Source organism: Halarcobacter ebronensis, assembly GCF_013201825.1.
Taxonomy (GTDB): domain Bacteria; phylum Campylobacterota; class Campylobacteria; order Campylobacterales; family Arcobacteraceae; genus Halarcobacter; species Halarcobacter ebronensis.
Map to the genome: position 1 here is coordinate 2,671,990 of NZ_CP053836.1, position 20,966 is coordinate 2,692,955.

The window sequence follows — 20,966 nt, forward strand, 5'->3', positions numbered from 1 at the left end:
CGTACACTTTTGACTGGACTTTTTTTATTGCTATTAAAAAGCCTCTATAATAGCGCCTTTATACTTTTCTTGAATAAAATTTTTAACAGTTTCTGAAGTAATTGCTTCATCTAATGCTTTAATATAATCTTTATCTTCATTCCCTTTTTTTACTACAACAATATTTGCATAAGGAGAATCTTTTGATTCAAGTACTATTGCATCATTTAAAGGATTTAATCCAGCAGGAAGTGCATAATTTGTATTAATAACAGCTGCATCAACCTCTTCTAAAACTCTTGGTAATTGAGGAGCATCTAACTCTTTGATTGTAATATTTTTTGGATTTTCAACAATATCAAGTGCTGTTTTAAAAGGAACATTTTTGAAAGTTAAAAGACCTTGTTTAGCTAATATATCTAAAGCTCTACTCTCATTTGTTGGATCATTTGGAACAGCAATTACTGCATTATCAGCTAATTCATTAATTGCAGTAATTTTTCTAGAATATATTCCCATTGGCTCTAAATGAACATTAACTGTTTTTACTAAACTTGTATTTTTATTTGCATTAAATTCATTTAAATAAGGTTCATGTTGGAAAAAGTTTGCATCAAGCTCACCTTCATCAACTGCAATATTTGGTGTAACATAATCAGTAAACTCAACTATTTGTAACTCATACCCTTTCTCTTTTAAAAGAGGTTTAATTACTTCTAAAATTTCCGCATGGGGAACTGGTGTTGCTCCAACTTTTATAACAGTTTTTGTTGGAACTGAAGCCACTTTATTCTCTTCTTTTTTCTCATTTGAACAAGCAGTAAGAGTTAAAGCTAATGCTCCCACAGCTGTGATTTTTAATAGATTTTTAAACATATATATCCTTTATTTTTTAGTAATTTTATATAAATAGTCTCCTAAAGTTTGAACCACCTGGACAAGAACTATTAATATAATAACTGTATAAATCATTGTGTCAGTTTGGAATCTGTAGTACCCATATTTTATAGCTACATCTCCTAAACCTCCACCACCAACGGCTCCAGCCATAGCTGAAAAACCAATAACTGTAATCAATGTTAGTGTAATAGCAGAGATTATGCTAGGAAGTGCTTCAACTAACATAACTTTAAAAATAATCTGCCAATCACTTGCTCCAAAAGATTTTGCAGCCTCAATTACTCCCTCTTCCACCTCTTTTAATGCACTCTCAATAAGTCTAGCGATAAATGGTGCCGCACCAATTGTAAGAGGTATAATTGCAGCAGTTGTTCCTATACTTTTTCCTATTAAAAATTTAGTTAAAGGGAAAAGAACAATCATCAAAATGATAAAAGGGAACGATCTAAAAGTATTTATAATCACATCTAACACTGAGTAAATTTTCAAATTCTCTTTTAATCCACCCTTTGAGGTAAGAATTAAAACTATTGCAAAAATAAATCCAATAACAACTGCAAAAAAAGTTGAAACAAATGACATATAAATTGTCTCTACTAAGGCAGGTAATAAAATATCAACCATTACAAAACCTCCCAAACAATATCATGCTGTTTTATATACTCTGTAACTTTTTCTTTATCCTTTTTATCAATGTTTATTACCATATTTCCAACAATGTGAGTGTTAATCTCTTCAAGTTTTCCCCATACAATATTAAAGTCCATATCAAGTTCCCTTGCCATTGTGGTTATAAAAGCTTGATATACATTATCTTTAGGAAAATACAATTTTATATTAACTCCCTCTTTTGGTACAACTTCAACTTCACCTAAAAACTCTTTCATTTTTTCATCAGGTTTCAAAAAAAGTTCCTCAGTATCATCAATACCAATTACATTTCCATGTTCTAATAAAAGAGCTCTTTTTGCAATCTGTTTTACAACTTCCATCTCATGGGTAACTAAAACAATTGTAATATTTAACTTCTCATTAATCTTTTTTAAAAGATTTAAAATTGAAATAGTTGTATTTGGATCAAGTGCAGAAGTAGCTTCATCAGATAAAAGAATTTTTGGTTCTAAAGTCAAAGCTCTAGCTATTGCAACTCTTTGCTTCTGCCCTCCACTTAACTGATTTGGATAGGCTTTCTCTTTATCTTCTAATCCAACTAAAGATAAAAGCTCTCTAACTTTTCTCTCAATTGCACTTTTTTCATAACCCCAAAGTTGCATTGGAAGTGCAATATTTTCATACACACTCTTTCTTTGAATAAGTGAAAAGTGTTGAAATATCATTCCTATATTTTTTCTAAAACTTCTTAGCTGCTCTTTTGATAGCTCTTTTATCTCTTTTGAATCAACTTCTAAAGAACCTGTACTATACTCTTCAAGCCCATTTAAGCACCTAAGAAGTGTAGATTTACCTGCTCCACTATGACCAACAATAGCAAAAATTTCCCCAGCTTTTATATCAATAGAGATATCATTTAAAACTTTTGACTCTCCATAATATTTATTAAGTTTTTTGATACTTATCATAAAACATCCTTATTAAGGACGCTATGGTAGTAAATTTTTTATAAAGATAATGTTAAGTATCAATATAAATCTATAAATTATAGCTTAGAATCAATCTTTATAAAATCTTCAAATTACTTCAAAATAAACTAATCAAAAATGATTTATACTTCCTTTAGCTAAACAAATTTTGAAGAAAGGACTAAAGATGTTTCTTACAGAGATTGCTATATTTGTAGCGTGTGGTCTTGTTGTATTTACAATCTTAAGTGGAATTGTAAGTGCTTTTGTTAGGGATTGATTTGTAAAAATATTTTACAACTATTTAAAAGGTAAAAGCCTAAAAAGCTTGAGAATTAAGATATTTTGTTATAAATCAAGGCGAAGAGAATTTTTTGTGAAGGAGCATACATATAGTATGTGACTGAATAAAAAATTTTATTCAACGAAGAGAAAGAGCAAAAGAGCTTGATAAATCAAGCTTTTTACTCGTTCATAGAAGCAAAAAACTCCTCATTATTTTTAGTTTTTTGCATTTTTGAGTATAAGAATTTAAGAGCTTCAACTTCATCCATTTGAGAAATTGCATTTCTTAAAATCCAAGTTTTTTGTAAAATATCTGGTGTTAATAAAAGTTCTTCTTTTCTTGTACCTGATTTAATTATGTCAAGGGCTGGATATACTCTTCTATTTGCCGCATTTCTACTTAGTACAACCTCAGAGTTACCAGTACCTTTAAACTCTTCAAAAATAACTTCATCCATTTTTGAACCAGTTTCAATAAGTGCAGTTGAAATAATAGTTAAAGAACCACCCTCTTCTATATTTCTAGCAGCTCCAAAAAATCTTTTTGGTTTATGTAATGCATTTGCATCAACTCCACCACTTAGTACTTTTCCTGAACTAGGAGTTACAGTATTGTATGCTCTTGCCAATCTTGTAATAGAGTCAAGTAATATAACTACATCTTTTTTCATCTCTACAAGTCTTTTTGCTTTTTCTATTACAATCTCTGCAACTCTTACATGGTTGTGTGCTGGAAGGTCAAATGTTGATGAGTAAACTTCCCCTTTAACAGATCTTTGCATATCTGTAACCTCTTCTGGTCTCTCATCAATAAGTAAAACCATAAGGTGAGTATCTGGATGATTCCTCGTAATACCGTGAGCTAACTCTTTTAAAAGTTCTGTTTTACCAGTTTTTGGAGGTGCAACTATAAGTCCCCTTTGTCCTTTACCCATTGGAGCAAAAAGATCAAGCATTCTACCTGTCATTCTTGTTTGTTCATATTCAAAAGTGAATCTCTCTGTTGAATATAGTGGAGTTAGGTTATCAAAAAGTGGTCTGTTTTTTGATTCATTTATAGGAAGATAGTTTATCGCTTCAATCTTAAGAAGTGCATTATATTTTTCACTCTCTTTATTTGGAGGTCTAACTTGACCAGTTACAATATCTCCAGTTCTTAATGCAAATTTTCTAATTTGTGTTGCAGATACATAAGAGTCATTTGAAGTATCAGAAAAGTTTCCATCTATTGCTCTTAAAAATCCAAATCCACCATCTTTTATCTCTAAAATACCTGTAAAAAGAATAAAACCGCCTTGATCTATTTGTGAACTTAAGATATTAAAGATAAGGTCTTGTCTTTTTAGTTCTTGTGGGTTTTCAACATCTAAATCTTTTGCTATTTTTAAAAGTTCTTCAAGGGGAAGTTCTCTTAATTGTTCAATCTTATATCCCTCTACGGGCACATGAGTTCTACTTTTCTTGCTACCATTTACAGCTTTCGTAGTTTTTGTTTTAGTTTGAGTTTTTGACTCTTCCATCAGATTTTTTTGCCTTTTAGATTACATATAAGTTATGTAGTTTTTTATGTAGTTAACGTTCAGTGTTTTTTAAGTAGCGTAATTTTAGTCTTTATTTTTAAATTTGTCAATAAAAAGAGTAAACAAATAAAAAAAGGTGTCTAAAAATAGACACCTTGTGTTTAATTTATAGAGAGATTATTATAAATCAGCTTCGTGTTTTCCTAAGTATTCAGCAACACCAGCAGTAGAAGCTTTCATACCTTCGTCACCTTTAGTCCAACCAGCAGGACAAACTTCACCATGTTCATTAGTAAAAATCATAGTATCAACCATTCTAATCATTTCATCAATATTTCTTCCTAATGGTAAGTCATTGATAACTGCATGTCTAATTGTTCCATCTTTGTCTATTAAAAAAGATCCTCTTAAAGCAACTGATTCTCCAAATAATACATCATAATCTTTTGAAATTTGTTTTGAAAGGTCTGCAACTAATGGGAATTTAACTCTTCCAATACCACCATTTTCAACTGGTGTTTCTCTCCAAGCAAAGTGAGAGAATTGAGAGTCAACTGAACAACCAATTACTTGAATACCTCTTGAAGAGAATTCTTCAATTCTTTTTGAGAATGCAATAATCTCAGATGGACAAACAAATGTGAAATCTAGTGGGTAGAAAAATAGTACAGCACCTTTTTCACCAATATTATCATATAAATTAAAATCTTCAACGATTGAACCATCTGCTAATACAGCTGTTGCTGTAAAATCTGGAGCTTTTTTTGTTACTAACATGTAATTTCCTTTTATTATAATTTGTTTTGTGGGAATAATTATAATATAATAAATTTAAAAAAAATAGAGTTTATTATTCCAGTTTCAAAACTTAAGATATGTTTTATTTTTGGAAAAAAATTATCCATTACTAGAATAGTGTCAATTTTTAATAAGTGTTAATTATAGTTAATAGTTAATATTAACTTAACTTATGTATGGACAATTTAAAGTAAAATTTAATTTTTTATGTGATAAAGTTTACTAAAATTTACAAGGAGTCAAAAAATGGCAGTAAGAATTACTGATATTTGTATTAACTGTGACGCATGTTTAGATGAGTGTCCTACTGAATCAATCGTTGATAATGATGAAAACCCAACTGGTGAAGATATTTATTATGTAAATCCTGAGACTTGTACAGAGTGCGTTGGGGATAATGATTCTCCTGCATGTGCTGATGCATGTCCAACTGAAGGGTGTATTGTATGGAGTAACCCATCAACTGATGGTGCGGTTGACGGACAACCAGTAGTAGAAGACTAATCTATAAATATAATTAAAATTTTAAGAAGGCAAGTAGTATTTTTCAAACTACTTGCCTTTTTTTATTTTTTTAGATATAATCCGCGGCTTAAAAATTAAAAGAGGAATTTACCTATGGAACAAACATTATCAATAATCAAACCAGATGCAGTAGCAAAGAATGTAGTTGGTAAAATTTTAGACAGATTTGAATCAGCTGGATTAAGAATTGCAGCAACTAAAAAAATTCAACTATCAAGAGCTGATGCAGAGGCTTTTTATGCAGTACACGCACAAAGACCTTTCTTTGGTGAGTTAGTAGAGTTTATGATCTCAGGACCAGTTGTAGTTTCAGTTTTAGAAGGTGAAAATGCAATGGCAAAAAATAGAGAGCTAATGGGTGCAACTAATCCAAAAGAAGCTGCTGCTGGAACAATCAGAGCAGATTTTGCAGATTCTATTGATGCAAATGCAGTTCACGGTTCTGACTCTTTAGAAAACGCGGCTGTTGAAATTAAATTCTTCTTCTCTGATAGAGAAATTTGTTAAGAATTTTGATTTTCAATAATGAAGATTGAGTTTAAAAAAGTACCAACAACTCCTAAAGAGTTTATTAATGAATTTAGTTCAGTTAAAATTGAAGGTACTTTTTGTAAAATGTCGCCATCTTTAGTCAAAATTGAGGCAAAGCTTGTAGGAGAGATTCCTATAGTTTGCTCAAGATGCGGGGAAGAGCATACTATATCATTAAATGATGAGTTAAACTTCCTACTAAGTGATGGCATTTATAAATCTAATTCTGATAGTGATGAGTTAGTTATAGAAGTTGAAGAGAGTCTAATTGACTTCGATGAAATTTTAGAGAGTGAAATTTCATCTATACAAAGTGACTATTACATTTGTCAAAAATGTGAAGATGGTGACTTTGTTGAAAAAGAATATTAAATAAGGAGAGAAAATGGCAGTACCTAAGAGAAGAGTATCACATACTAGATCGGCTAAAAGAAGAACTCACTATAAAGTTACTTTAAAAAGACCTGTAAAAGATAGTGACGGTAGTTGGAAAATGCCTCATATGGTTAATCCAAATACTGGTGAATATAAAAACTAATGCTAAAAATAGCTATTGACGCAATGGGTGGGGACTTCGGTCCCGAACCTATTATGGAGGGGTTAATTCTAGCCCTAAGAAACAATAATACTTTCACTGCTATTGCAGTTGGTGATGAAAATCAACTTAAACCTTTAATCCCAAACAGTCTTGCTAATAGAATTGAAATCTTACATACAACAGATGTAATTAAGATGTCAGATTCTGCTACTGATGCGCTAAAAAGAAAAGAATCAACAATATTTAAAGCTATTGAACTTGTAAAAGAGGGACAGGCTGATGCTATTGTATCTGCAGGACATTCTGGAGCTTCAATGTCTTTAGCAACACTTAGAATTGGAAGAATAAAAGGTGTTAGTAGACCAGCAATTGCAACACTTATGCCAACAAGTGAAAACCAAAATACTTTGGTTATGGATGTTGGAGCGAATGTTGATTGCGAGGCAAAAAACCTTTTTGAGTTTGCAGTTATGGGACAAGTTTATGCACAAGATGTATTACAACTTGATGAACCTTTAGTTGGATTACTTAGTAATGGTGAAGAGGAAAGTAAAGGTAATGAAGTTACAAAAGAGGCATTTAAACTAATTTCAAAAATACCAAACTTCGCTGGAAATGTTGAGGGAAGTGATGTATTTAAAGGAACAGTTGATGTTGTTATTTGTGATGGATTTATTGGAAATATTTTACTTAAAACTGCAGAAGGTGTAGCAGATACAATAGGTAAAATAATCAAAAAAAATCTAAAAAGATCTCTAATATCAATTGCTGGTGCAGTTTTAATGAGAAAAGTTTTTAAAAACTTAAAAGTTAAAGTTGACTACGCAGAATATGGTGGAGCTCCACTTCTAGGAGTAAAATCACCAGTTATTATTGCCCATGGAAAATCTAATCCTAAAGCGATTCAAAACGCAATTTTTCAAGCAATAAATAGTGCAAGTTCTAACTTGAACAATGATATTGAAGAGAAACTAAAACACTACAGTTTATAAGACTTTTGTTTTTTAAGGAAAATTAATGGCATATGCAGCATTTAGATCAATTGGAGCTTATATCCCTCCTAAAATCATGACTAATTTTGATTTTGAAAAAATCATTGATACCTCAGACGAATGGATTACAAAAAGAACAGGTATCAAAGAGAGAAGACTGGCAGAGGATAATGAAGCTTCATCAGATTTAGGAGCAAGAGCAGCCGAACAAGCAATACAAAGAGCTGGAATTTCAAAAGAAGAGATTGATTTAGTTATCTGTGCAACAGTAACACCAGACTACTTATGTATGCCTTCAACAGCTTGCTTAATAGCTTCAAAACTTGAACTTCCACCTGTTCAAGCTTTTGATATAAGTGCTGCATGTACAGGTTTTGTATATGCAACATCACTTGCAAAAGCTTTTATTGAATCAGGTATGAAAAAGTGTGTATTGATAATTGGAGCAGAGAAATATAGCTCTATTTTAGACTACACAGATAGATCAACTTGTTTTATTTTTGGAGATGGTGCAGGTGCTGCAATTATCTCTGCTACTGATAAAAAAGAGGAAGCTATAATTGATGTATCTTGTAATAGTGATGGAAATTACGATGATTTGATACAAACTCCAGGGGGAGGAAGTAAAAATCCTTGTTCACAAGAGGTTCTGGATAATAAAATGGCGTGTATTAGGATGAAAGGAAATGAAACTTTCAAACTTGCTGTTAAAACATTGACATCAGATGTTAAAGAGCTTCTTGCAAAGAATAATCTATCAAATGAAGATATAACTCACTTTATACCACATCAGGCAAACTATAGAATTATCAAAGCTGTTGGTGATGCATTAAAATTAAATGATAAGCAAACGGTTGTAACAGTTGATAAATATGGTAATACTTCAGCTGCATCAATACCTATGGCAATGAATTATGCTTATGAAGAGGGTAGAATAAAAGCAGGAGATAATATTCTTTTTGATGCTTTTGGTGCAGGACTTACTTGGGGAAGTGCACTATTCCCATTTTCACCTAAAAAATAGAGTATAAAAAAGCAATAGCTTTTTATACTTTTAAGAAATAATCTAAACTCTTTATACTATTCTTTTAATTATTAATTTAAAATTACAAGTATCTAAAAATAATAAATAACTAAAAACTCAAAAAACATATCTTTGCAAAACATCTTTTTTATGGTCTTTATTTAAACTACCTTTTTAAGGATTTAAAAAAATAATATTATTATGAATTTATATTCTTATATAGGCATAAATTAGGGATTTTATACAATCTAAATTTAAGATTTTTTAATTAAAATATTACATTAATCTGTAGGGAAAAACATGAAATCAATCACTATAAAATTTAAAACTATTATGCTAATTGTTGGAATTATAATTGCAATGTCAATAATTATTCTTATTCTTTCAATTTATGAAACCAATGCCTTAACAAAAATTCAAACAACACAAATTGAAAAAGAAGCATTATCTCAAAAAGCAAAAGAGTTAAAAAACTACACTGATATTATAAAAAGTATTTTAGAAAAGAAAAATGAACAAGATAGTGAAGACAAAAAGATTAAAGCAATTGAACAGATAAAAAATATTAAATTTGGTGATACAGGATATTTTTGGATACATGATCTAAATCTTAAAATGGTTATGCACCCAACAAGGGAAGATTTAACTAATAAGGATATATCAGACTTAAAAGATGCAAATGGTTTATATATCTTTAAAGAGATGAATAAATTAGTATTAGAAAAAAAAGAGGGAATAGTCTCATATAAAGTTCCAAAACCGGGAGAAAAAGTAGCAACAAACAAATTTTCATATGTATTTCTATTTGAACCTTGGGGTTGGGTTATTGGAACAGGTGCTTATGTGGATGATATAGAAAAAAATATAATAGATATGGAAAAAAGAAGTTCAGAAAAAATAGAAAGTTTAGTTATTAAAATAACCCTATTAACTCTATCTATTATTGTTCTTTCATATTTTCTAATGATACTTGCTTTTAATCAATTAATGAAAAAACCCCTAGATATATTTAAAGAGTATTTCTCTCAATTTTTAAAATTTGTAAGTATGGAAAATAATAGATATACTCCTGCAACAGTTACAAATAAAGATGAGATAAATGAACTTCTTTTAATGATAAATGAGACAGCTATAGAATTTGATAAAAAATTAAAAGATGATATGAGAGTTATGGGGGAAGTTGTACTTACAGCTGATAGAATTGAAAAAGGGATCTATAATTGTAGAATACACTCGGATTCAAAAAATCCTATGATTATGACACTAAAAAAATCTTTAAACAAGATGTTAGATGTTTTAGATAATACAATGCAAAATATTAAAAATAGCCTAGAAGCCTATGAAAATCACGACTACACCAGAAGAGTAAAAATTAATAAAGATCTAAAAGCTACAATGTTGTCAGTTATGGAATCAATTAACAAATTAGGAAGCTCATTAAGTGAGAACGCAAAAACAAACCTAGAGAATGGACAAGTGTTAGAAGAGAACTCAAATATAATGACAAGCTCAATGGAAAACTTGGCAAAAAAAGCGAATGATCAAGCAGCAAGCCTAGAAGAGACAGCAGCAGCAGTAGAAGAGATAACCTCAATAACAAGAAGTAACGCAGAAAACGCATCAAAAATGGCAAACCTAGGTAAAACAGTAAGAAGCTCTGTTACAATAGGTGAAGATTTGGCTTCTAAAACAGCCCTCTCAATGGATGAGATAAATGAGAAAGTAACAGCTATTAATGAAGCTATTAATGTTATTGATCAAATAGCTTTCCAAACTAATATCCTTTCTTTAAATGCAGCAGTAGAAGCAGCAACGGCAGGTGAAGCAGGTAAAGGATTTGCCGTTGTAGCTCAAGAAGTAAGAAACCTTGCAAGTAGAAGTGCCCAAGCAGCAAAAGAGATAAAAGCCTTGGTAGAAGATGCAAATCAAAAAGCTAATGATGGTAAAATAATCTCTGATAAAATGAAAGATGGATATAAAGAGTTAAATACCCATATAAGTGAAACAATACATATAATAGAAGATGTAAGTACGGCATCAAAAGAACAGATGAGTGGTATAGAACAAATAAATCATGCCGTAACAATGTTAGATAGAGTAACACAAGAGAATGCAAATGAAGCGAATCAAGTGAAAAAAATTGCAAATGAAGTTGCAACAATAGCTCAAGAGTTAGTAAATGATGCTAAAAGTAAGAAATTTAACTAAGGAGTAAAGTATGGCAGTAGGACAAGAGACAGTTTTAGATGAGTACGCATTCTTAGTTAGTGAGACAGATGAAAAAGGTATAATAAGATTTGCAAATGATGATTTTTGTAAAATAGCAGAGTTTAGCTTGGATGAATTGATAGGACAACCACATAGTAAAGTAAGACATAAAGATATGCCAAAGAAGGCATTTAAATCTTTGTGGGATACAATACAAAAAGGAGAGGTTTGGACAGGATATGTAAAAAATGCTACTAAATCAGGAGGATATTATTGGGTTTTTGCCACAATATATCCGTTTGAAAGTTGTGATGGTTCTAAAGGTTATCTTTCTTGTAGAAGAAAACCTTCTAAAGAAGAAATTACTTCTATTCAGGAAGTTTACAAACTATGGAATAAAGAAGAGGGAAAATAAGACCTCTCTTTCTTATAAATACTGAACTAATCCCATATAAAAAATTGTTCCAAAAAATATAGAGATAAGATAGTTTTTTAGTCCCAAATGCAAAACTATAGTAAATAAAATTGCTCCTAGCTCTTTTATTCCATAAGGATAAAGGGAAAAATCAATCTCTTTTAAAGTATAGAAAATCAGAATTGTTAATATTATAGAAGGAAAATATTTTCCTACAAATTCCAAAGAAGAGGGAAGTTCAGCCTTTTTGAAAAACAAAAAAGGAAAAATTCTTGTAAATAAATTTACCAAAGACATTACTGCAATTGCAATCATAATCTCTGTATTACTCATTTTCAACCTTTCTTTTAAAAATAAAAAGTAATATCAAAGATAAAACTATAGCTGTAATTAACATCTTATCAGTAGGTACTAATAAAAAGGCAAAAATTGAAGTTACGGCACCAATTATAAAAGGACCTCTATTTTTTAGGTTTTTATACTGCTCAATACATAAAACAACAAATAGTGCAGTTAGAGAGAACTCCAATCCTGCTGTATCAAACTTTATATTTGCACCAAGAATTGCACCAAAAGTTGAACCAACAAACCAATAACTTTGATTTAAAGCACATAAAAAAAAGTAATACCATCTCTTTTTTAATTGTACATCATCTTTTATGGTTGTAAGAAGAGCATAAGTTTCATCTGTTAAAGCAAAAATCAAATAGGGTTTTAATTTACCTGTTTTTTTAAATCTTTTAAGTAAAGACAGCCCATAAAAAGATTGTCTTAAATTTACAAACCATGAGGCAATTGCAATATCTATTAATCCTGCTTTTACATTAAAAAAATTTATTGCAACAAACTGTAAGGCTCCCGCATATATAAACAAAGACATAAGTGGTGCGAAGTACCAATCATAACCAAAAGATACAAGAAGTAATCCAAAGGCAAAACCCAAAACTGTATATCCCATCATTACAGGAATTGATATTTTAAATGCTGTTTTTAACTCTCTACTATACTTCAAAAAAAACTCTTATTTTAATAAATTTTTATTATTTGGGTTATTTTTAAAAGCATTAAATGATTTTGATTTTGGATCTTTATTAAACTTGTCAACTGTTGCAACAGAGTTAATAAAAAGGATTGATTCATCCACAATAATCTGAAAAATAGAGTGCAATGGAATTTTTACATTTGAGCCAAAATTCTCACTTCCAAATCCAGCTTCAAAATAGATAAACTCTTCATCTAACTTAACTGTTGAGTATGTATAATTACTTAAAACAAAAAGCGAAAATTTTGAGAGTTGATTAAAAATTGTATTAGGCAAAGATGGCTCAAATCTAATAGGGTCAATATTGGCAGTTATTGCAAACTCTTGATTTTCTGCTAACAAAAATTCAATTGTCTCTTTCACTTGCTTAGAAACTAGCTCTTTATAGTCGCTATTTTCAATTATTTTACTTATCATTATTTAATCCTAGCTTCATTTTGATTTTTGTATTATACCTTATGAAACAGTTAATTCTTCTTATTCTCTTAGTATCTTCATTACTTGGTGCAAAAAGCATTATTTTAACACCCAATGATGTAAAAAATATAAATGAAAGCTACTATAAAAAAGCTATTTACTTAAGACTTTTAGAATACATAAAACTAAAGAAAAAAGTAAAAGATTTTGAACTAATAAAAAAACTAAATTATGTTAACACTTTTTATAATAGAATACTTCCTGTTTTAGATTCACAAAAATATAAAGTTGATGACCACTGGGCAACTCCAAAAGAGTTTTTAATACAAGGAAATGGAGATTGTGAAGATTATGCAATAGCAAAATATTTTACTCTTTTAGAAGTTGGTGTGCCAAAAGACAAACTCTTTTTTTCAATAGTTAAAGTGCGTGGTGAAACAAATTATCATATGGTACTTTTATATATAGAAAACAAAACTTCAATGCCTCTTGTTATGGATAATCTAAGTTTTAAAATACTCCCTTTTGATAAAAGGAAAAGATTGGAACCAAAGGTTATTTTTAATGAGAATATAGCCTATAAATTAAAAAATAAAAAAATAGAAAAAAGAGTAAAAATCGATTGGGGAAAAGTCAATAAATGGGAACTTTTATTGGATAGAGTCTACAATAAAAATGAATAATCTTCTAAAACATCAAAATCTATCATAGCATTCATAAGTGCAATTTTTTTAGCATCTTTTAACATTTGTAAAGTTATATCTTTTTCTATCAAAAATCCTTCTTGAAGGCATCTAGCTCTAGTTGTTCCTTGAAGTAGACAATTTTTTGAAGTAAGCCAATTACTTCCATCAAAAATTGCAATATTAGCTATTGAAGTATCTGTTACAATACCATTTTTTACAATTATAATCTCATCAGCAAGTTCTTTTTTTCCAAAAAGTTTTTCTAGCTCTTCTCTGTTTACTCTTTTTTTTGAATACTCTATTGTCTCATCAATTATTATCTTAAAACTTCTTATCTCTCTTTTTTTATAAACAAAATAGTTTACATCTAAAATACCACTTTCATCATATATAACTTTGCATCTATAAAGTTTACTTGAAGGGGGATATATATAATCTTGCAAATTTAAATTCATTCCAATAGTTTTTGCTACTCTTTGTTCATGGTAAAAAAGATTAAAAACTTCAAAATCTTCACACTTTATTGTTTCAAAAAAAATATTATCTTTCACTTTCTCTAATTTTCCGTTTCTAAGTTAAGTTTATAACCAATCCCTGAATAGTTTTTTAGTATTGTTTTATATGTTTTTTTTCTAAAATCTCTAATCAAAGATTTTAAAGCAGCTTGGGTGCTTTCATTATCCCAAATATGATATTCCAACTCCTCATAAGTTATAACTCTATTTGGATTTTGAATAAAAAGATTAATAAGAATACTCTCTTTTTTGTTTAAAACAAATAATTGAGAATCCTTAGTAATGGTTTGTGTTTGAAAATTAAAAATTATTGATTTACCTAATTTAACATTACTATAAATTCTTGTTTCTATTACCTCTAAACACTTTTCTAAAGCAAAAAGTAGCTCTTCATTTTTTAATGGTTTCAAAATATATTTTGTAATATAAAGCTCCATTAACTCTAAAACGTATCTATTTTCTTTATTATTGGTTAATAAAATAATTGCCGTTTTTATATCAATTGCTCTAATCTCTTTTAAAAAAGAGACAACTTCGCTATTTACAAAACTATCATCTACTAAAATTATGCAAGGAGAGTATTTTTTATAAAACTTTTTTGCTAAAGATATACTATTTGCAGTAAAAACTTTTTTTAAATTATTATTCAAAATTGGTAAAACTTCACTACAACTTCCTTGTTTATCATAAACATAAAGTATTAGCAGATTATTTAATTTCATTTATCACAATTCCTCTAAAAGTTTATCAGTATTAATCACTTTTGAATAAGCAAACTCTAATGCTGCCATTATAGTTGCATGAACAAACAATGAAGGAATCTCTACTGTATCATACTGCAAACTTTTTGTTGCACAACTATCACTTACTACTGTGCAATCATATCCAAAATCACTTGCTGCTCTTACTGTTGCATCTATACACATATGAGACATTGCCCCAACTATTATTAACTTTTTTATACCTAGTTTATCTAAATACTCTTTTAACTCAGTATTTAAAAAAGAGTTTGGAAAATTTTTTGTGATAATTTTCTCTTTCTCTCTTGCAGCTACATTTTTGTGAATCAGGGCACCTTGTGTATCTTTTTTAAAAAATGTCGCATTTTCACTATCTTTTTCATGTCTTATATGAACAATGTTGTACTTCTTTTCTCTAAACTTTGCTAATATTTTTGCAGCATTTAATGATGCTTCTTCACATCCAACCAAAGGAAATTTAGCTCCTTTGAAACTTGAAAAATAATCATTTTGAAAATCAATAATAAGTAGTGCTGTTTTTTCCATTTATAATCCTTTTTATCTGTTTAAAAAATTATAAATAAATATAGAAGGGAAAAAGAGGGATAAATTAAAATGGCAAATAAATTTTATCAAGAAGCTCTTCATACTCTAGTTTAGCATTGGAATCACAAGTTATTCCTCCACCACTTTTATAATACAGCTCTTCATTCTCTTTTTCAATAAATCTTATCATAACTGCACTATTCAGACTTTTCCCGTCAAAAACGCCAAACACTCCTGTGTAAAAACCTCTGTTGTAAGTCTCTACTTCTTTTAGAATCTCTACAGTTTTTCTTTTTGGAGTTCCTGTAACAGAACCAGCAGGCAAAAGTGAAACTAAAATATCCCCTACTCTTTCACTCCAAGTAGATTCTAATTTTCCACTTATTTTAGAGCTTACTTGTAAAAGCTCTTTTTTTCCTGCATTTATTTTATCAAGATATCTAAACTCTTCAACCCTAATATTTTTTGCCACAATTCCCAAATCATTTCTTAGCAAATCAACAACCATAGTGTGTTCTGCCATCTCTTTTTCATTTTCCAAAATTTTCTTTTTGGCATTTTTTATACTGCTATCTATAGTTCCTTTCATGGGATAGGTATAGATTTTATTCTCTTTAATTTCAATAAATATTTCAGGGGAAAAACAGACAAACTCATCAAAATATTTTAGTTTGTATTTTGCTTTTGCATTTTTATAAATCTCATCCAAAGTTAGTTTAGTTTCAATTTTTGTTTTTGCTGTTAGATTTAGAAGATAACTGTTACCCTCTCTTATTTGCTCTTGTAAAATGTCAAAACTCTTTTTATACTCTGCAAATGGGATTGGATATTTTTTTAACTCTTCTTCTCTTTTAGATTTTGTTGTTTGACTATCTATTGCAAACTCTATTTGAGGGGGTAAATCTTTTAAAGGTTTTACATAAAAGTTTGATAAGTCATAGGAGATTATAAACAAAAATGGCTCTTTTAAAGAGCCATAATAATTTAGTTTTTCTTTTAGGTTTTCTATATTCAACTACTGCTTTAATACAAGTTTTTTAAGAACTGCCATTCTAACTGCAACTCCGTTTCTAACTTGTTCTAATACTTTACTTCTTGGATCTAATAACATCTCATCAGAGATATCAACATTTCTATTAACTGGACCTGGATGAAGAAGAATAATATCTCTATCTTGCATATTCTCTTTTGTAATACAATAATCAACTGCATACTCATTTAAAGATTGAAAATATACTTCGTTGTGTCTTTCAAGTTGAGTTCTTAAACTCATTACAACATCAACCTCATCTATTACATCAGAGATTTTATTATATTGTTTAAACTCATCTGTTTCATATTTAAAGCAATCAGGAGCTACAAAACATACTTCCATTCCAAATCTAGGAAGAAGTTTTTTATTAGAACCAGCTACCCTTGAAGATTTTACATCACCAATAATTGCAACTTTTTTCCCTTCAACTTCGCCATTAAAATGTTCTCTTATAGTAAATAAATCTAATAAAGCTTGAGTTGGGTGTGCAGTTTTACCTGCACCTGCATTTATAATTGGGCAGTTTACATAATCAACTAGTGTTCTGTGGAAGTTGCAATCTGAGTGTCTAATAACAATAGCATCTGGTCCCATTGCATTAATATTCATCACTGTATCAAAAATAGTTTCACCTTTGCTTGTTGAACTTGTACCAACATCCAATGAAATTACCTGAGCACCAAGTCTTTTTGCAGCCATTTCAAAAGCACTTCTTGTTCTTGTAGAGTTTTCAAAGAATAAGTTAACAATAACTTTACCCTTTAAAACTTGGCTACTTTCCATATCTAAAAAGATTTTAGCATCATCAAAAATTTTAAGAATCTCTTCTTTTGTAAAGTCACTTGTTGTAATCAAATGCTGCATTTTCTTCCTTTAATTTTGATTTTGATTTTAGCTAAATGCAGTTTAATAACTATTTACGTAAGGGAAGAAAAAAATAGAATTTTTGAAGAAAAAAAAGAAGAAAAAATATTTAAGAATAAACTTTTTTTATTGCCTTTAAAGTATTTGCAATAGCACCTTTCCTACTACTTGAAATACCTCTAAAACACTCTGTTTCAGAACTCATTTGAATAAAGTGTAAATTCTCTTTGTATTTAATATCTATTATTAAAATATTATCACCTATATATTTATCCAAACCTTTCACATCATTTGAGTTTATAATAGAGATATCCATATCAAATCCTTTATTTTTTAATTCTACATCAAAAAGATAAAAAAATATGAATAAATAAAAATTAATAAATTTTTTAAGTGTGACACTTTTATGACACTTTTTAAAAATATATTTTCATCAATTAAAGGAGTTTATATGAGCTATACAAAAAAACGATATTTGACTTATGGGATTTTCACCCTGTTTATTTTAATTTTGCCATACATAACAGTAGATGGAAAACATATGCTAATGTTATCATTTGAATATTCTAAATTTCATTTTTTGGGATTTGTTTTTGACGTTAATGAGCTTTTTATTATGCCATTTTTGTTAATAATCTTGTTTATTGGTATCTTTGCCATTACTACAATTTTTGGTAGAGTTTGGTGTGGTTGGGCATGTCCACAAACAATTTTCAGAGTTGTATTTAGAGATTTAATTGAGACAAAACTTTTAGGTTTAAGAAGATTGAAAAACAAACAAAAGGATATTGATTACAGCAAAAAATCAAATCAATTCAAAAAATATATTGCACTAATTATTTGGGCTTTTTTATGTTTAATTGCTGCTTCTAATTTTATGTGGTATTTTATTCCTCCTGAAGATTTTTTTACTTATATTTTAAGTCCAAAAGAGCATAGTTTTATGATTTTATTTGTAATAACTATTGCTGGTTTTCTTTTTTATGATATTGTTTTTTGGAAAGAGGATTTCTGTACATATACTTGTCCTTATTCAAGAATTCAATCAGTTTTATATGATGATAATACTGTGCAAGTTGTTTATAATACAAATAGAGGTGGAGAGGTTTATAAAAACAATCAAAAATCTATTTTTGATGTAAAACAGTGGAGTTCAAATCAAGAGTGTACCACTTGTGAAGCCTGCGTAAAAGTTTGTCCTACACATATAGATATTAGAAAAGGTTTGCAAGTTGAGTGTATAAACTGTTTGGAGTGTTCTGATGCTTGTAGCACTGTTATGGGAAAACTTGGGAAGAGTTCTCTTATTGTTTGGGGAAGCACAAATAGTGTTATAAAAAAAGTTAAAACAAAACTATTCTCAAAACGAAATCTAGCTTATATGGCAAGTCTATTGGTCTGTGTTTTTTTTGCAACAGCAATGCTTGTTGAAAAAAAGGATTTTATTGTAAATATAAATAAAACAACACAGCTTTATAAAATTGCAGAAGATAAAACCGTTTCAAACAACTATCTTTTTACTTTTTCAAATAGCCAAGACAAAGAGCTTTTGATAAATATGCAGTTGGAAAATAAAAAAGATTTCGAGATTAAAAGATTTGAATCTTTTATATTAAAACCAAATCAGAGAGTAAAAAAAGTAGTTGTGGTAAAAAGCAAAAAAAGACTCTTTTTATCTGATACAAAAGATACTGCTTTAAATCTAAAAGTAGATATTTTTGCAAATGAAAACAGAGATAAAAAACAGACTTGGGATCTATCTTTTATCTATCCAAGAGAGAGCCTTTTTAAATAACTGCTTTTTCAATAAGAAGAGAGAAAACAACTCTCTTTTTGTTGTTAAAAACTTCAATTTTTCCATTAAAACTCTCTTCTATAATCTGCTTACATAAAAAAAGTCCCAAACCAGTGCCTTCCTCTTTTGTTGAAAAATAAGGTTTAAAAAGTTTTGATAGATTATTTTCTTCTATTTTAGGTCCATTATTTGATATTAAAATAGTCACCTCTGCACTTGAAGAGTTTACTTCTATCTCTATTTTTGGCTCTTCTACATTTTTAAGAGCATCTTTACTATTTGATAAAATTGCCAAAAATACTTGAGATAATTCATTTTTTATTCCAAAAACTTTTATATTTTCATCTGTCTTATAAGATACATCAAGGCTAATATTGTACTTTTTTAAATCTGCTTGTAAAATTGTTTGAACATTTAAGATTGCCTCCTTTACGGAGAAAATCTCTCTTTTTTTAGAAGGGGAATAAAACTCTTTGAAATCATTTATAGTTTTTGATAAAAACTCAATTTGGTTATTTGCTTGTGAAATCTTTTTTTCAAAATACTCTTTATCTAACCCCTCTTTTAAAAATCTCTTTTTTAAATTTATCAAGATATATGAAAGATTGTTTAATGGTTGTCTAAATTGATGGGTAATATTAGCAATCATTTCCCCTGATTTTGCAAGTTTTGATTGCTGAAAAAGCATATTTTCAAACTCTTTTTTCTCTTGCTTTAAAGTATCATATTTATATGAAACAGAAACTGTAAACAAAATAGCCTCTATTGCAAAAGCAAGTAAAACCAAATCCATAAAACTTTTTTGTTCATAATAAGATTTAAAATCAAAAATAAAAAGGAGTAAACATAATATTGACCAGCCTAAAACATAGACTAAAGTTGGTTTAAAACTACTCTTTAAATTAAAAATAATAGAGGTAAAAAGTATTCCATAAATAATAGTATAAGGAAGATATTCAAAAAGCATATAGTGATAAAATGAACTTAAAATAACTATATTTAATAACAGAGTATTAAAAACCAATTCTTTGTAATTTTTCATAATAGGTACAAATTTACCTTGAAAAAAGTTTATTGCAAAAACAAAGGCACTTAAACTGGCACAAATCAAAAAAAGATCTCTAAAAGGAAGACTAATATCCCAAAAGCCACTATATTGAACAATATAAAGAAGTGAAAAAATTTGCATAAAACAATAACTAATATAAAATATCTCTTTAGAGTAGGCATATCTAATAAAAGTGTAAACAATAGTCATCAAAACTATTCCAAAAGTCATTCCATAAAAAAGAATATTATAACTAAAATGCAAGTTTATACCCTATTCCAGAGAGGTTCAAAATAAAATCCTTTGATACCTTTTTCTTAAGGTTTTTCACTAAAGTTTTCAAAGCATCTTTTGTCATAACTTGTTCATCCCAAACAAAATTTTCAATCTCTTGATATGTAACATATCTACCTCTATTTTTTAACAGAAGTTTTATAAAATCAACCTCTTTTATTCTTAGTTTTATAAGCTCACCATCTTTTAACAAAACCAAATTAAACATATCAAAAACCAATCCATCTTGAAGTTTAATAATATTTGTTTCATCATTTTTAAGGGCTTCAATTGAGTTTTTAATTGCCATATCAAACTCATATTCATTTATTGGTTTTATTAGATATTTCACAAGTTGCAGTTCTATTGCTTTTAAAAGATACTCTTTGTCACAAAAGGCTGTCAAGACTATAATCTGTACTTTTTTATCTTTTTGACGAACCCTTTTAATAAACTCCAAACCATTTAATCTTGGCATTTGTATATCACTGATTATAATATCAGGTTTTTTTGTTTCATAAATTTTTAAAGCATCCAATGCATTTGAAGCCTCAAAAATATTTGAGAAATAGTCTTGAAGATATTCAACTGCATTTTCCCTTGCAATCTCATCATCTTCAACTATAAGCACTTTAATATCTTCATTAATCATCTTTTCCATATAACATTATAGCCTATATAGTTTTACACTTTAAAACTAACTAATTTTTGC

At 28.9% G+C, this 20,966-nt stretch carries 26 protein-coding genes; 10 read left to right on the top strand and 16 right to left on the bottom strand.

Translation table 11 applies throughout. The features are described 5' to 3' along the window. Nucleotides 1–33 precede the first annotated feature (33 nt). From AEBR_RS13145 to AEBR_RS13165, 5 genes are all read right to left on the bottom strand, one after another. Nucleotides 34–855, bottom strand: coding sequence for a MetQ/NlpA family ABC transporter substrate-binding protein (locus AEBR_RS13145; protein WP_129088178.1), 822 nt, complete (start codon nucleotides 853–855; stop codon nucleotides 34–36). 9 nt (nucleotides 856–864) lie between these two features. Next, nucleotides 865–1,503, bottom strand: a complete 639-nt coding sequence (locus AEBR_RS13150) for a methionine ABC transporter permease (RefSeq protein ID WP_128983579.1) — start codon at nucleotides 1,501–1,503, stop codon at nucleotides 865–867. After that, nucleotides 1,503–2,459, bottom strand: coding sequence for a methionine ABC transporter ATP-binding protein (locus tag AEBR_RS13155; protein WP_129088177.1), 957 nt, complete (start codon nucleotides 2,457–2,459; stop codon nucleotides 1,503–1,505). The genes AEBR_RS13150 and AEBR_RS13155 overlap by 1 nt, the downstream gene beginning before the upstream one ends. Before the next feature lie 464 nt (nucleotides 2,460–2,923). Further along, entirely contained in the window at nucleotides 2,924–4,264 is a 1,341-nt protein-coding gene (gene rho / locus AEBR_RS13160) for a transcription termination factor Rho (RefSeq protein ID WP_172658907.1), read from the bottom strand. Nucleotides 4,265–4,444: 180 nt separating this feature from the next. Beyond that, entirely contained in the window at nucleotides 4,445–5,041 is a 597-nt protein-coding gene (locus AEBR_RS13165; protein ID WP_128983573.1) for a peroxiredoxin, read from the bottom strand. 267 nt (nucleotides 5,042–5,308) lie between these two features. On the opposite strand from AEBR_RS13165, the gene AEBR_RS13170 reads away from it, so the two are divergent. From AEBR_RS13170 to AEBR_RS13205, 8 genes are all read left to right on the top strand, one after another. Beyond that, nucleotides 5,309–5,566, top strand: a complete 258-nt coding sequence (locus AEBR_RS13170) for a 4Fe-4S dicluster domain-containing protein (RefSeq protein WP_128983571.1) — start codon at nucleotides 5,309–5,311, stop codon at nucleotides 5,564–5,566. A 114-nt stretch (nucleotides 5,567–5,680) separates the two neighbouring features. Continuing rightward, on the top strand, nucleotides 5,681–6,094 hold the full coding sequence (gene ndk / locus AEBR_RS13175; RefSeq protein ID WP_128983569.1) for a nucleoside-diphosphate kinase: 414 nt from the start codon (nucleotides 5,681–5,683) through the stop codon (nucleotides 6,092–6,094). Between the two features lie 18 nt (nucleotides 6,095–6,112). After that, entirely contained in the window at nucleotides 6,113–6,490 is a 378-nt protein-coding gene (locus tag AEBR_RS13180) for a DUF177 domain-containing protein (protein WP_129088175.1), read from the top strand. 13 nt (nucleotides 6,491–6,503) lie between these two features. Further along, a complete protein-coding gene (rpmF, locus tag AEBR_RS13185) occupies nucleotides 6,504–6,656 on the top strand; it encodes a 50S ribosomal protein L32 (RefSeq protein ID WP_128983565.1) in 153 nt (50 codons plus the stop codon). Continuing rightward, nucleotides 6,656–7,648: a phosphate acyltransferase PlsX gene (gene plsX / locus AEBR_RS13190; protein ID WP_128983563.1), complete on the top strand. Its 993-nt coding sequence runs from the start codon at nucleotides 6,656–6,658 to the stop codon at nucleotides 7,646–7,648. Before rpmF ends, plsX begins: the two co-directional genes overlap by 1 nt. 25 nt (nucleotides 7,649–7,673) lie before the next feature. Then, a complete protein-coding gene (locus AEBR_RS13195; protein ID WP_129088174.1) occupies nucleotides 7,674–8,672 on the top strand; it encodes a beta-ketoacyl-ACP synthase III in 999 nt (332 codons plus the stop codon). 300 nt (nucleotides 8,673–8,972) lie between these two features. Continuing rightward, nucleotides 8,973–10,880, top strand: a complete 1,908-nt coding sequence (locus AEBR_RS13200) for a methyl-accepting chemotaxis protein (protein WP_172658908.1) — start codon at nucleotides 8,973–8,975, stop codon at nucleotides 10,878–10,880. Between the two features lie 10 nt (nucleotides 10,881–10,890). After that, nucleotides 10,891–11,295 (top strand): PAS domain-containing protein, encoded by a 405-nt coding sequence (locus AEBR_RS13205; protein WP_129088459.1) that lies wholly within the window; start codon nucleotides 10,891–10,893, stop codon nucleotides 11,293–11,295. 12 nt (nucleotides 11,296–11,307) lie between these two features. On the opposite strand, the gene AEBR_RS13210 is transcribed toward AEBR_RS13205, so the two are convergent. From AEBR_RS13210 to AEBR_RS13220, 3 genes are read right to left on the bottom strand one after another with little or no spacing between them, the layout of a single operon-like run. Further along, nucleotides 11,308–11,628 carry a branched-chain amino acid transporter permease gene (locus tag AEBR_RS13210; RefSeq protein WP_129088428.1) on the bottom strand — a complete coding sequence of 107 codons (321 nt, stop codon included), beginning with the start codon at nucleotides 11,626–11,628 and terminating at the stop codon, nucleotides 11,308–11,310. Then, nucleotides 11,621–12,307, bottom strand: coding sequence for an AzlC family ABC transporter permease (locus AEBR_RS13215; RefSeq protein ID WP_129088427.1), 687 nt, complete (start codon nucleotides 12,305–12,307; stop codon nucleotides 11,621–11,623). The genes AEBR_RS13210 and AEBR_RS13215 overlap by 8 nt, the downstream gene beginning before the upstream one ends. Nucleotides 12,308–12,316: 9 nt before the next feature. Next, complete coding sequence (locus AEBR_RS13220) at nucleotides 12,317–12,754, bottom strand: hypothetical protein (protein ID WP_129088426.1); 438 nt, start codon at nucleotides 12,752–12,754, stop codon at nucleotides 12,317–12,319. A gap of 41 nt (nucleotides 12,755–12,795) precedes the next feature. Here AEBR_RS13220 and AEBR_RS13225 point away from each other — a divergent pair, with 41 nt between their 5' ends. Beyond that, nucleotides 12,796–13,437 carry a transglutaminase-like cysteine peptidase gene (locus AEBR_RS13225; protein WP_129088425.1) on the top strand — a complete coding sequence of 214 codons (642 nt, stop codon included), beginning with the start codon at nucleotides 12,796–12,798 and terminating at the stop codon, nucleotides 13,435–13,437. Here AEBR_RS13225 and AEBR_RS13230 read toward each other — a convergent pair. The 6 genes from AEBR_RS13230 to AEBR_RS13255 form a co-directional block, all read right to left on the bottom strand. Then, nucleotides 13,419–13,991 carry an aminotransferase class IV family protein gene (locus AEBR_RS13230; RefSeq protein ID WP_129088424.1) on the bottom strand — a complete coding sequence of 191 codons (573 nt, stop codon included), beginning with the start codon at nucleotides 13,989–13,991 and terminating at the stop codon, nucleotides 13,419–13,421. The genes AEBR_RS13225 and AEBR_RS13230 overlap by 19 nt on opposite strands. Nucleotides 13,992–13,996: 5 nt before the next feature. Then, the gene (locus AEBR_RS13235) at nucleotides 13,997–14,677 is read right to left on the bottom strand and encodes a response regulator transcription factor (protein WP_129088423.1); all 681 of its coding nucleotides are present in this window, start codon (nucleotides 14,675–14,677) and stop codon (nucleotides 13,997–13,999) included. 3 nt (nucleotides 14,678–14,680) lie between these two features. Beyond that, nucleotides 14,681–15,241, bottom strand: coding sequence for a cysteine hydrolase family protein (locus AEBR_RS13240; RefSeq protein WP_129088422.1), 561 nt, complete (start codon nucleotides 15,239–15,241; stop codon nucleotides 14,681–14,683). 64 nt (nucleotides 15,242–15,305) lie between these two features. Continuing rightward, complete coding sequence (locus tag AEBR_RS13245; RefSeq protein ID WP_129088421.1) at nucleotides 15,306–16,256, bottom strand: aminodeoxychorismate synthase component I; 951 nt, start codon at nucleotides 16,254–16,256, stop codon at nucleotides 15,306–15,308. Then, nucleotides 16,257–17,138 (bottom strand): aspartate carbamoyltransferase catalytic subunit, encoded by an 882-nt coding sequence (locus AEBR_RS13250; RefSeq protein WP_129088420.1) that lies wholly within the window; start codon nucleotides 17,136–17,138, stop codon nucleotides 16,257–16,259. It abuts the gene before it with no gap. Nucleotides 17,139–17,247: 109 nt separating this feature from the next. Continuing rightward, a complete protein-coding gene (locus AEBR_RS13255; protein WP_129088419.1) occupies nucleotides 17,248–17,454 on the bottom strand; it encodes a hypothetical protein in 207 nt (68 codons plus the stop codon). Nucleotides 17,455–17,589: 135 nt separating this feature from the next. Here AEBR_RS13255 and ccoG point away from each other — a divergent pair, with 135 nt between their 5' ends. Then, the gene (gene ccoG, locus AEBR_RS13260; RefSeq protein ID WP_129088418.1) at nucleotides 17,590–18,933 is read left to right on the top strand and encodes a cytochrome c oxidase accessory protein CcoG; all 1,344 of its coding nucleotides are present in this window, start codon (nucleotides 17,590–17,592) and stop codon (nucleotides 18,931–18,933) included. Here the strand turns inward: ccoG and AEBR_RS13265 are convergent. Both AEBR_RS13265 and AEBR_RS13270 read right to left on the bottom strand, forming a co-directional pair. Next, the gene (locus AEBR_RS13265; protein WP_228712213.1) at nucleotides 18,926–20,245 is read right to left on the bottom strand and encodes a sensor histidine kinase; all 1,320 of its coding nucleotides are present in this window, start codon (nucleotides 20,243–20,245) and stop codon (nucleotides 18,926–18,928) included. The genes ccoG and AEBR_RS13265 overlap by 8 nt on opposite strands. Further along, on the bottom strand, nucleotides 20,235–20,915 hold the full coding sequence (locus AEBR_RS13270; protein ID WP_129088417.1) for a response regulator transcription factor: 681 nt from the start codon (nucleotides 20,913–20,915) through the stop codon (nucleotides 20,235–20,237). Before AEBR_RS13270 ends, AEBR_RS13265 begins: the two co-directional genes overlap by 11 nt. Between the last annotated feature and the right edge of the window lie 51 nt (nucleotides 20,916–20,966).